8 protein-coding genes and 1 pseudogene are annotated in these 11,872 nt (G+C 43.7%); 4 read left to right on the forward strand and 5 right to left on the reverse strand.

The window, feature by feature from the left end; genetic code table 11:
• Positions 1 to 41: 41 nt before the first annotated feature.
• A complete protein-coding gene (locus AC0IYG_RS27975; RefSeq protein ID WP_471714382.1) occupies positions 42 to 386 on the reverse strand; it encodes a hypothetical protein in 345 nt (114 codons plus the stop codon).
• Positions 387 to 565: 179 nt separating this feature from the next.
• Between AC0IYG_RS27975 and AC0IYG_RS27980 the strand changes: the two genes are divergently transcribed.
• Both AC0IYG_RS27980 and AC0IYG_RS27985 read left to right on the forward strand, forming a co-directional pair.
• Positions 566 to 2,848 carry an ATP-dependent helicase gene (locus tag AC0IYG_RS27980; RefSeq protein WP_471714383.1) on the forward strand — a complete coding sequence of 761 codons (2,283 nt, stop codon included), beginning with the start codon at positions 566 to 568 and terminating at the stop codon, positions 2,846 to 2,848.
• A gap of 111 nt (positions 2,849 to 2,959) precedes the next feature.
• Positions 2,960 to 4,457, forward strand: a pseudogene (locus tag AC0IYG_RS27985) (DUF4301 family protein).
• 75 nt (positions 4,458 to 4,532) lie between these two features.
• On the opposite strand, the gene AC0IYG_RS27990 reads toward AC0IYG_RS27985, so the two are convergent.
• Positions 4,533 to 5,006 carry an Lrp/AsnC family transcriptional regulator gene (locus tag AC0IYG_RS27990; protein WP_471714384.1) on the reverse strand — a complete coding sequence of 158 codons (474 nt, stop codon included), beginning with the start codon at positions 5,004 to 5,006 and terminating at the stop codon, positions 4,533 to 4,535.
• Between the two features lie 185 nt (positions 5,007 to 5,191).
• The gene (fcl, locus tag AC0IYG_RS27995) at positions 5,192 to 6,133 is read right to left on the reverse strand and encodes a GDP-L-fucose synthase (RefSeq protein ID WP_471714385.1); all 942 of its coding nucleotides are present in this window, start codon (positions 6,131 to 6,133) and stop codon (positions 5,192 to 5,194) included.
• Between the two features lie 191 nt (positions 6,134 to 6,324).
• On the opposite strand from fcl, the gene AC0IYG_RS28000 reads away from it, so the two are divergent.
• Together AC0IYG_RS28000 and AC0IYG_RS28005 are read left to right on the forward strand one after the other, a co-directional pair.
• Entirely contained in the window at positions 6,325 to 7,239 is a 915-nt protein-coding gene (locus AC0IYG_RS28000) for a toxin-antitoxin system YwqK family antitoxin (RefSeq protein ID WP_471714386.1), read from the forward strand.
• A gap of 75 nt (positions 7,240 to 7,314) precedes the next feature.
• Positions 7,315 to 9,015, forward strand: coding sequence for a hypothetical protein (locus AC0IYG_RS28005; protein ID WP_471714387.1), 1,701 nt, complete (start codon positions 7,315 to 7,317; stop codon positions 9,013 to 9,015).
• Here AC0IYG_RS28005 and AC0IYG_RS28010 read toward each other — a convergent pair whose 3' ends face one another.
• Positions 9,016 to 10,290, reverse strand: a complete 1,275-nt coding sequence (locus tag AC0IYG_RS28010; protein WP_471714388.1) for a D-alanyl-D-alanine carboxypeptidase/D-alanyl-D-alanine-endopeptidase — start codon at positions 10,288 to 10,290, stop codon at positions 9,016 to 9,018. It abuts the gene before it with no gap.
• Between the two features lie 9 nt (positions 10,291 to 10,299).
• The gene (locus AC0IYG_RS28015) at positions 10,300 to 11,820 is read right to left on the reverse strand and encodes an ArnT family glycosyltransferase (protein WP_471714389.1); all 1,521 of its coding nucleotides are present in this window, start codon (positions 11,818 to 11,820) and stop codon (positions 10,300 to 10,302) included.
• Positions 11,821 to 11,872: the final 52 nt, after the last annotated feature.

Here is an 11,872-nt window from a genome sequence, read left to right on the forward strand (position 1 = left end):
GTAACCTTTTGATAACCAGTTTTATCCGTTCAAAAAAAATTTTAAATATTTTTGAAGTATTCGATCACATGCATTTTTAAAAGGGCTTCTTGCTTCATAATGTCCCCTTGCGGCAATGCCCGGTTCAATTTGTAATGCGGCCAGCCATCCTTATCCACGTATTCCAATTCGTAATAAGATGACAAACTGAGAACCTTGCAGATTCCTATATGCATGAGATCCTGCTTTTGCTCTTTTGAGAATCTTTTAGCGCCTTGCCCCAACTCTTGCACGCCTATCAAAAAGAGAACTCCGTTTAAGTCTCCGGGCTTTTTTCCTATAAGTGTTTCCAGATTTTCCAGTAAATGTTCCCACTGCGCTTCGAGTGGCTGATCTTCAATGTTCATATATATGTATAAGGCTAATTCCTTGTCTGCTGTAAACTATCAAATCTGCTTTCGCGTTCTGAGCTCTGTGGTATAAATTTTGGAACCTGCATGCTTTCACTGGCGGTTACCTTAATATAGGAACAGTGCTTTTAATGCTTTTTCCTAACTTTGGCTTTTGCTGTAATTAGATAAATAAATTGGACAAGCATAGTATTTTGAATCAAAAAGAATATTTGTCAACGCTTAACGAGCCTCAGCGTGAAGCGGTTTTGCATGGTGGCGGCCCGTTGATGATTATCGCTGGCGCGGGTTCAGGGAAAACGAGGGTCCTTACTTATCGAATTGCTAATCTTATAGAGAATGGCGTTGACCCGTTCCGCATTTTATCCTTAACATTTACCAATAAGGCTTCGGGAGAAATGCGGAGCCGCATTGAAGGAGCCGTGGGGATGGAAGCGCGTAATATATGGATGGGCACCTTTCACTCGGTTTTTGCGAAAATACTGCGCATTGAAGCCCGATATCTGGGTTACACGAGTGATTTTTCGATTTATGACACCGATGATTCCAAATCGTTATTAAGGAGCATTATTAAGGAATATAACCTGGATGATAAGGTTTATAAAGCTAATGTCGTTTTCAACCGGATCTCGGGCGCAAAGAACCGGTTGGTGTCCGCGGATGATTATCTCGCTAATCCTATAATACAGGCGGACGATGATGCTGCCAAAATGAAAGAGATCGGCCGGTTATATAAAACTTATGTAATGCGGTGTTTCCAGGCCAATGCCATGGACTTCGATGATCTGCTTTTTAACACCAATGTCCTTTTCCGCGATTTCCCGGATGTACTATATAAGTACCAGCACAAATTTCAGCATGTGATGGTCGATGAGTTTCAGGATACAAACGTTTCGCAATATTTGATCACCCGAAAACTTTCTGCTGTCCACAGGAACATTGTTGTTGTGGGTGATGATGCGCAGAGTATTTATGCTTTCCGCGGTGCCAACATTGAGAACATCCTGAATTTCGAGAAGGACTTTCCGGACGTAAGGGTTATTAAGCTCGAACAAAATTACCGTTCAACCGGCATCATTGTCAATGCTGCGAACTCGGTCATTGCGCGTAACAAAGCGCAGCTGGAAAAAAGGACTTTCACAGATAATGAAGAGGGCTCACTTATAGATGTAATAAAGGCTGGTTCTGACAATGAGGAAGGACGGCTTGTGGCTACGGCCATTTTCGAGGAAAAAATGTCAAAGGCTTTGCGAAATGAGAATTTTGCGATCCTTTACAGGACCAATGCGCAATCCCGGTCCTTTGAAGAAGCACTTCGCAAGCTTGGGATTAAATACAGGATCATCGGCGGACAGTCTTTTTATCAAAGAAAAGAAATCAAGGATCTGCTCGCATATCTTCGCTTCACGGTCAATCAGCGTGACGAAGAAGCTTTTAAACGCATTATTAATCTTCCCAAAAGAGGAATCGGTGATGGGACGGTGGCAAAAATCGCTGTTGCGGCTTCTGAAAATAATCTGCCGATCTGGGATGTTGTGGCTAATATTGGAAAATATGCAAGTGGCCGGACCATTACGCCGATCGAGCAGTTTGCGACATTAATCAAAAGCTTCAAAATACTCGTAGAAGAAGGAAAAGACGCCTACGAAGTCGCTGCACACATTGCTAAGGTGTCGGGAATTTTGCGGGAATTGTACGAAGACAAAACAGTCGAGGGACTTTCGCGCTATGAAAACGTACAGGAATTGCTGAACGGGATCAAGGAATTTGTCGACAACGAGGAAACCGAAGACAAAACGTTAAGCGCATTTCTGCAATCCGTTTCGCTGCTTACCAATGCTGATGAACCGGATGATAACAATGACAACGACCGCGTTACGATGATGACCATTCACTCAGCAAAAGGTCTGGAATTCCGAAATGTGTTTATCGTTGGACTTGAAGAAGACCTTTTCCCGAGCCAGATGATGCTGGAAAGCAGGCAGGATCTGGAAGAAGAGCGGAGACTTTTTTATGTGGCCATCACGCGCGCTGAGAAAAAGCTTTCCTTTTCATATGCAGAAAGCCGTTACCAATGGGGGCGGTTAAAAATGTGTGAGCCAAGCCGGTTTTTGCTGGAAGTGGACCCGCATTTTCTGAATGCTGCCAATATGCTTCACGGCGTTCCTACGAGGGACAGCTCGCCTGCAGTGACTTCATTTGCCAGAAACCTTACACAGCGCAAGCCCGCGCCACCCGTTACCAATGCAGCCGCAGCGCACACACCGTCTGAGGATTTTGTGGCAAGCGACACTTTTGATCTGAAAGAAGGTGACAAAGTGGAGCATTTAAAATTCGGTTTTGGTGAGGTTACCAAGATGGATGTCAACGGAACGGACCGGAAAGCAACAGTGAATTTCAAACTCGTCGGAGAAAAAACACTCTTGCTAAGCTTTGCAAAACTCCGCATACTTAAATAAATCGCTTAGCATGATTATAGTACGATTGTCGCCCGCTTTACTGTAATTACGACCTTACTCAACGAATCTCAATTAATTTACCCTAAAACTTCACCATTAAACGACGGTAATATGTTTATTGAAAAAGATATTTTACAAATAAATCAGCGCGGAAGCGACATTAGCACAGTAGAAGAGCAAGTTAAATATTTCGAAAACGGATTCCCTTTTCTCCAACTCTCCAAAGCAGCCACCGTTGGTGACGGCATTATCAGATTGACGGATGAACAAATTTCAAATGTGATCGCTGAATTCGACAAAAGTGCATCGGAAGGAGAAATTGCTTTGTTGAAATTCGTACCCGCATCAGGAGCGGCGACGCGGATGTTTAAATCCCTTTTCAGCTTTTTGCAGGACGATAAAAAAGATAAGTCAGTTGAAGAGTTTTTTGTCAAACTGAAAGATTTCGCTTTCTATGAGGATCTGAAAACTTCACTTGCAGCCGATGGCAATGACATTGAATCTGCGGATGAAAAGACGATTGCGTCTTATTTTCTTACCAATAAAGGATTAGGATACGGCGAATTGCCAAAAGGACTTCTCAAATTCCACAACTACGCCGATCGTTCCAGGACACCATTGGAAGAACATTTGGTTGAAGGCGCGAAATATGCGAATGCCGGAAGCAACGTTCAAATCCACTTTACGGTTTCGCCTGAGCACCGTGATAAGTTTGAAAAACTGGTCGTTGAAGTGTTGCCGACTTATCAATCAGAGTTTGGCGTCAGATATATTGTTTCGTTTTCTGAGCAAAAAAGCTCCACGGACACCATTGCTGTGAATCTGGATAACACGCCTTTCCGTGAAAAAGATGGTGGATTACTGTTTCGCCCGGCAGGACATGGTGCGTTACTGGAAAATTTGGGCCAGCTGGATGCAGACATTATTTTTATCAAAAACATCGATAATGTTGTTCCCGACCGCATTAAGGGCGACACCATAACATATAAAAAGTCTTTGGCAGGAATCGTTTTGAGCTATCAAAAACGCATTTTTGCTTATCTGGAAAAATTGAAGAACCAATCCAATCCGGAGTTGCTTGCTGAACTGGACACATCTCTTCAGAAACGAATTGTGTGTTGTGCCGCCAGCAGACTTTGAAGCCTGGTCCGATGATCAGAAATCCATTTACTTTCTGAAAAAGCTTGACCGGCCATTGCGCGCTTGCGGAATGGTTAAAAATCAGGGCGAACCGGGTGGCGGTCCGTTCTGGGCGGAGAATGCGGACGGATCTTCTTCCCTGCAAATTGTAGAATCAGCGCAGGTTGATGTCGACGACGAGGCGCAAAACAGCATTTTCAAGAACTCAACGCACTTTAATCCTGTGGATTTGGTATGCGCTGTGAAAAATAGCAAAGGAGAATTGTATGATCTTAAAAAATTCCGTGATCCTTTGACCGGCTTCATTACCGGAAAATCCAAGGACGGTAAAGATCTGAAAGCACAGGAACTTCCCGGCTTATGGAATGGCGCAATGGCAGATTGGAACACATTATTCGTTGAGGTTCCGCTTCTGACCTTCAATCCAGTAAAAACGGTGAATGATCTTTTGCGCGAGCAACACCAGTAAAACGGGAACATTATTAAAAGAAAAGCGCCTGATTTTCCAATCAGGCGCTTTTCTTTTGTAAGACGTAAAGTAAAATCAAGGTATCGGTAAAACTTTGCTTTCTTTAAAAGTTGACAAAATAACCATCGTCTGTGTGCTGGCCACTTCTTCAATTTCATTTATTTTTTCGAGCATCAATTTCTGATAAGTGCTGATGTCTTTTGAAATAACGCGCAAAAGAAAATCTCCTGTTCCGGTAATGTGGTGACATTCGATCACTTCGGGAATTGCGTGAATTTTTTCCACAAACGATTCCGTAACCGCTTTTCTATGCCCTACGAGTGAAATCTGAACGAATGTGCTTACGCCTAAGCCCACTTTTTCAGGTTCAAGCTGCGCATGGTAACTCTTGATAATTCCGGATTGCTTTAGTTTTTTAACACGCTCCAAAGTCGGTGCAGGCGACAAGCCTATTTCCTTTGATAATTGTGCGTTTGTTATTTTAGCGTTTGTTTGTAAGATCTTCAGTACTTTACGGTCTATCTGGTCTAACTTAATAATGGCCGACATTTCTCTATGACTAAGGTTTTGTATTGCCCCTTTTTTAGGACGCTGCAAAACTAATTAGTTTCCCGAAGAATCTTATAATTATATACTGAAATTTTGTCAAAAAAAAGAATTATCGTAGGCAAATTTAGATTTTAGTATTGAAAAATTATGCCTACGCTAGTTGTAACCCTTCACGCTCAATCGGTTTACACGGCGTAAGTTTCTCTTTTTTGAAGAAAATCCTGGTAAGTAACTGCCAGCCCCTCTTCCAGATCAATGCGGTGTTTCCAGCCTAATGCATGCAGTTTGCTCACATCCATCAGCTTGCGGGGCGTGCCGTCTGGCTTGTCTGTATTCCAATGAATTTGTCCGGAATAACCAGTAACCTGCTGGATCATTTCAGCCAAATGTTTGATTGTAACATCTGCTCCAACGCCCACATTCAGGAAGCCAGGCTCATCATATGTCTGCATTAAGAAATAGCACGCGTCCGCCAGATCGTCGGCATGTAAAAACTCTCTCAACGGTGATCCGGTGCCCCAAAGCTCAACAAATGGCTTGTTTTCTTCTTTCGCTTCATGAAATTTACGGATCATGGCTGGCAACACGTGCGAATTGTTCAGATCGTAATTGTCATTCGGGCCGTAAAGATTGGTTGGCATCACTGAAATGAAATTGCAGCCATATTGTGCGCGATATGCTTCACACATTTTTATTCCGGCAATCTTCGCAATCGCATAAGGTTCATTGGTCGGTTCCAAAAGTCCGGTTAGCAGCGATTCTTCGCGAAGCGGCTGCGGTGCCAGCTTAGGATAAATGCAGCTGGATCCCAAAAACATCAGCTTTTTAGCATTGGTCCGGTAAGCGCTATCAATCACATTGTTTTGTATCAGCAAGTTATCATGCAAAAACTCGGCGCGGTAAATGTTGTTGGCCATAATGCCGCCAACTTTTGCCGCAGCAAGGAAAATGTAATCAGGGCGTTCTGTTTCGAAAAAGTCCCGCACTGCACTTTGATCGCGCAAGTCGAGTTCCGAAGATTTCCTCAGGACAAAATTTTCATAACCTTCTTTAACCAATTTCCGGTGAATTGCGGAGCCTACCATGCCACGATGTCCGGCGATATAAATTTTAGCGCTTTTTTCCACTGCGTTTTTTTAAATTTGTCCGTTGATAATCAATATACAAAAAGCCATTTCGTTACAAAAGTAACAATCTTGCTCTGAAGAAAAATCCAATACACATGCAAAGAGTTATTCTTTTCTGGTGCTTTTTCTGCTTAATTCTGCTAGAAACGGCATCAGCGCAATCGGAACAAAAGACTGACACCCCCTCCTGGTTGCCTAAGGAAACTGTTAAAAAGGACACTGTAAACCGGAGCAAAGGCCTTAAATCATTTGTATCCGGCCTAGATCCTGTCGTAAACAGCCCGCTTCCGGGCGCAAACGGAAAATCAACCAGCATTTCTACGCTCTTTGGAGAAACGATTCCTGATCTTGGTTTAAAGGTTAAAGAATACAAAAGCCAGAAGAAAGACCGCAAGCGGAAAAAGGAAAAAGCGAAGCTCGCCAAAGTGCAGTATGAAGGCATTCCGATGCAAGCCATGTCCGTCAAATACGGAAGCGGTGACCGTGCTACTGTTGAATTCTTTCATGTTTTGAAGGAATATAAGCCTTTAAATCCCTACGTTTTGGGTGCAAATACACGCTGGTATGATAAAAAGGGCAAAAAGTTAAGCTCAGCGCTTATCAAGGAAAAAGAACAGGCTCTGCCGCTTCACGGCTCTTATAAAAAATACAACGGCGAAAATCTGATCGAAGAAGGCTTCTATTATATGGGCGCGAAAGATGGCCGCTGGGTTAAATACGACGCCAAATACAATTTGATCGATAAGGCAGTCTGGGAGCGAGGTTTCCCGGCTGAATCGCAGATAACATATTATGATTCATCGCATACGCAAATAAAAGAAGTGCTGCCCGTTGCTTTTGGTGAGGTTGAAGGCGACTATATGCAGTTTTATAAAGAAGGTCAGCTCATGACGACCGGAAAATACGACGCAGGTCAAAAAATCGGTCGCTGGGTTGAATATTACCAATTCCGTCGCCAGCGCAAGAAAGAAATTCAATATCCGAAATCAGGTTGGGACGAAGATTTTGAGCCATTTGTATTGCGCGAATGGGACGATAAAGGCAAGCTGCTCTACGATTACACCAAGGATCCCCGCGCTTCTGCGGAGGAAGAAACCGAAAATTAACGGGCATGAATGATTGAAAATCATCATTCAACTGCTTAATTAGCGTGCCGGATTTCGGGCACGAATTGTTCAAATATGCTTTCAACTCTCCTGAGCTTTCTTAAAAATAAGATTTGGCTTGCCGTTTTATTGTGCATTATTCCTGTCGGGATTTACATCCTGGTTTTCAAGGCAATTGCACTGAATGTCAATTATGTAGCATTTGACGACATCCTCGTTTTCGGGATCATTCCCGAATTTGAAAGTGCTTCATGGCCGCGGCGGTGGCAGCTGCTTACCACATTGTTTCCCGAGCATCGCCTCGTTTTTTCGCGATCCGTCATCCTGCTATTTCACGATCTTTTCGGCCGCGTAAACCTCATCTGGCTCATGATCGTCTCCAACATTTGCTGGGGCTTGTGTGCCATTATTTTTTACAAAGCATTCAGTAGACTGCGGCTTTCATTTTGGTATTTTGTCCCGATCGCCTGGCTTTGGTTTAACATTCAGTCTTTTGAAAATATATTCTGGGGCGTGAGCTCACTTTGTAATTTTGGCGTGATCCTGTTTGCATTACTGGCGCTTTATTTTACGGCATATCATTCCAAAAACGTCTTTCTAAGCCTCTTTTTCGCATTTCTTGCGACATTCACTTACGGAAACGGTCTCATGGTGCTGCCGGTTATCGGGCTGATTTATTTGCTCACCGGCTATCGCAAAGAGTTTATAATCACAACCGTTTTCACCGGCATTGTCGCTATCATTTACTTCATTGATTTCACACCGATCACCCAAAATCTCAGCTTTTCCGATCCTCAGCAGGTTAAGGAAGGATTTTTCGGTTTATTCGGATTCATCGGATCCATTGCCACATTAAGCGCTTACAGCGTCCCCATGTCCATGATGTATCTGGCCTCTGCATGTGGAATGCTGTTAGTTATCATCTTCATTTTCCTTTACAGAAAGCAGTTTTTGCCACTTTGGAAATCGTTTTTACTCAAATCAAAATACACAAATCCAACGGCCGTTTTCGCGCTTGCAATCCTCATATTTATTGGCATCACCACACTGGCGCTAACCTATAAACGCATCCCAACGGACACATTCGCGGGCATGTTCAAAGGGCGATACCGCATGTATTCAACGCTGTGCTGCGTTGCATTGTATTTCGCGTTTTTGTCGCTTCAAAGCCAGCAATCGCGGTTTCGGTTAACTCCTTTTATTTTGGGCATTACTGTGCTTTTGAACCTGGTTATCCTGCACGGCAATGTTGCGGAAGCGGTCAATTACAGGCGGTCTGCCATTACACAGGAATTCAATGCACGTTACAATGCCGACTGGCTTGGCATTCGCATGTTTTCGATGGATCAAAAGCATTTTGAGAAAATAAGGGCATATTATCAGTCAGCCGACCCATTGGCCGAAGACTGGAATCCGGCGGCAGGCTTCAACAAGGCGCTTTGCGACAGCATTTACAGCCCGGATGTAATTGCAAAGTCAGGCGACTATCTGACCATTAATTTTGAGAAAGCGTTTTTTAAGCCCGTCAAAGACTATTCCGACGGCGCTTATGTGCTCCTGAAATCAGCAGACCATGTTTACGCTGCTCCGCCAAACCAGTCCGCGGTGCCCTTGAAAACTACGATCCGCCGGGGAATGTATTTTGCCAAAGGCGCTTATGCCAGCTTTCACACCGCCACCATTGAGCCCGGAGCTTACCAGATTTATCTCCTCGTCCGGACCAATGGAAAAAACAAGATCTATTGCACAGGAAAAACCTGGAATGAAGTCGATTAGTTAAAATTTGTCGTGCAATCCGGTTAAAATGCGCTCGACTTCCTTGCGAACTTCACCGGAAGGCCGTGTAAAATTATTATTCATAAAGCTGAACACCAGCGTCTTGCCTTTCTTCGTAAGGAGATATCCGCTTAGACAATAGTTATTACTCAAACTTCCTGTTTTGGCAAAAACAAATGGCTCCTGGCCTTTGAACATATTCCCCAACGTCCCGGATTTCCCACCCGTAGGCAGGATTTGAAACAGTTTTTCACGCGGCACTTTTTGATAAATCTTTTGCAGCAATGCGGTGATCGTTCTTGGCGTAAACAAATTGTAACGACTTAATCCAGAGCCATCTTTCCAAACCAGCTTATCCGGCAAATCACTCATATGGTGCTCAATTGCGTGTGCAATGGCCTTTTCTGTATTCAATGGCAATCCGTTTGCAGATGCGTAAAGTAACATTAATTGCTCCGCAAGCATGTTATCACTCACCTGCATCATTCTTTTATAAAGCGAATCGGACGGAATGCTGTATATTTTCTGCAACTCGATTTCCAGAGGAATGTTGATCAGCTTAACCTCCCTTTTTAGCGTATCGCTCAGCAATTGCACCGTTACCGCATCCGTCATGTGCACCGGCACATCCTGAATCAGTCCTTGCGGAACGGCTAGTTTTGAATGGTGAAATGAATTTTGAAATTCATCACGTGCTATGCCTGAGGCAGTTGTATCAAAAACCATTGATTTATTCCAAAAGGCAGGAGAAGCTTGAAATTTCGTCCCGCCTTCACCCGTGAAACGCGCCACATTGCCATAAATAGGCATAGGAGACACTTCTGGTTGATAATAATCATTGTAATCGCCCCACGCCCATCCCGGACCGAACCGCTTGTTTTCAAAATTATAAGGTGTGAAAAAGATCGGCTCTTTACGGCTTTGTAAGAAATCAAAAACCTTGCTATGCGGCAGGTCCGGATGCAAAAGTGATGGATCACCTGTTCCGCGAATGATCAGCAACTCGCCCCATTCCAGATATTCAAGTCCTGGAATCGAGTCGCCCAATGCGCTTAAACCAGCGTAATAACTGAAAAGCTTTGTGTTGGAAGCAGGATTGTAATATTTGTTGCTTTGATAAGCCGCCAGTTCCTTTTTCTCATTCAGTTTTTGAACAGAAACGCCTGTATGCTGCTGACTCAGGACTTGCGAATTTTTTAATTCTCGTTTTAGATAATGGGACGCCGAGCACCCTGAAAGCATTAAAACACTAACAAATAAGATAAGCGTGCGCATGTAATTGGGTTAAAATTTATTCCGTTGTGATTGATAAACAGCATGGTCACCCGGCTGTTGCTGATTTTTGATGATTAAAAAGAAATTGCCTTCCAGCTTGACGATCTTATCATGTCTCAGGTCGAAATCATGCAGACAATGGCGATCGGCCAAAACTACTTTTGCTTCCTCTGCCTCCGTAGTAAGGGACAAATGGTGATAACGCTGCAAATAAGTGTGAATGTCGGCCTGCTGATATAAATCAGGGCAAATGCCGATTTTGGAAGCGCTAGGCACATAATGTCTAATTTCCCGGGCATTAACTGCCATTATGTTTTCATCCGTTTCATTCAACTTCACCGCCGTCAAAGTCCAGCAGCTTAAAATTCCAATGGAAAACGCAGCGACGGCTAATTTTGGTCTAAGCGCAACGAGAGAATTGATTTTTTCAACATATAATGCTGCAAACAAGATGGCAACAAAAGGCAAAGAAGGCAACAAATAATGCGGATACTGCTTGATACTCACCAGCATAGGCAATATAGCCGAGCCAGCGACCAGCAAAACCAGTTTGCAGATCTTCGCTAACTGTCGAGAAAGCCCAAGTTTGATTTTAAGTAAAATGCAGATCCCATACAAAGCGGTAAGGCCAGCCAGATGCGGAGCCACATTGCGCAGCAACTCTTTCAATAAATAGAAATGCGCGCCGAAACCCTCTCCCGTTTTTTCTCTTTTTTGTAACAATGCCTGCACAACCTGTCCATTAAAATATTTTGTCAAAAACGCATACGCAGGCTCGTAAGTCAAAATTCCAGCGATTAGGGCCACAAAAGTTGCCAGCATAATAGCCGTGACTTTGATCCCTTTTTTGAATAAAGCATTATCATAAACAACCGCATAAATCATCGAGAATGCCAGCGGAAATAACCCGACCGGTCCTTTTGTTAAGCAGGCAAGCACAATGGCGACGCCCGCGCCAATAATAAGCCAGTAAGTTTTCGAAAACGGTTCGTCCACTTTTTTCCAGAAAGACAGCTGAAAATAGCACGCTAGCAAACAGAAAACAGACATTGTACTGTCTAGGAAGTTGTTCGGAATGCTGTAATAGGCCGTTTCGACGCCATACCAGCACAAAACCGGAACCCAGGCATAGGCGCGAATTTCCTTTTGCCCGTCAAACAGTTTTTGCCAGATTTTTATTATCAAAAAAACCGAGGCGATCAGAATAATCAGATTATAAACATTTTCCACCGCCGTAGAATCGCCCATGACGCGGAATAGAATGGATTGCAAGCCAAATTGCAGCGGAGGATGTCCGAAGAAAAACGGCCCGTTATCATAAGGAAGCCAGAAAGAATCGGCAAAATGCGGACGCCAGAAAGAGCCGATTCCCTGCGACATATTTCGTGCAATGGAGGCATAAGCGAGGCCATCCATGAACATTGTATCATCCAGCGATCTTGGCAAAAACGTGATCAGGACGAAACTAAAAGCCAGCAGCCAGGGCAAGATTCGGACGTAACGGTTATGTTTTGCGTTGTCAAACATCATGTATGTGGCGGGAATTTTGATGAAATTAAACAACTTTGCACGAATTTCATTA

The organism is Dyadobacter sp. AC419, from assembly GCF_979253085.1.

Bases quoted from the DNA above. Each gene is read 5' to 3' on its own strand.
- AC0IYG_RS27975 (WP_471714382.1), bottom strand. From the start codon at position 386: ATGAACATTGAAGATCAGCCACTCGAAGCGCAGTGGGAACATTTACTG.
- AC0IYG_RS27990 (WP_471714384.1), bottom strand. From the start codon at position 5,006: ATGTCGGCCATTATTAAGTTAGACCAGATAGACCGTAAAGTACTGAAG.
- AC0IYG_RS28005 (WP_471714387.1), top strand. From the start codon at position 7,315: ATGCTTTCAACTCTCCTGAGCTTTCTTAAAAATAAGATTTGGCTTGCC.
- AC0IYG_RS28010 (WP_471714388.1), bottom strand. From the start codon at position 10,290: ATGCGCACGCTTATCTTATTTGTTAGTGTTTTAATGCTTTCAGGGTGC.
- AC0IYG_RS28015 (WP_471714389.1), bottom strand. From the start codon at position 11,820: ATGATGTTTGACAACGCAAAACATAACCGTTACGTCCGAATCTTGCCC.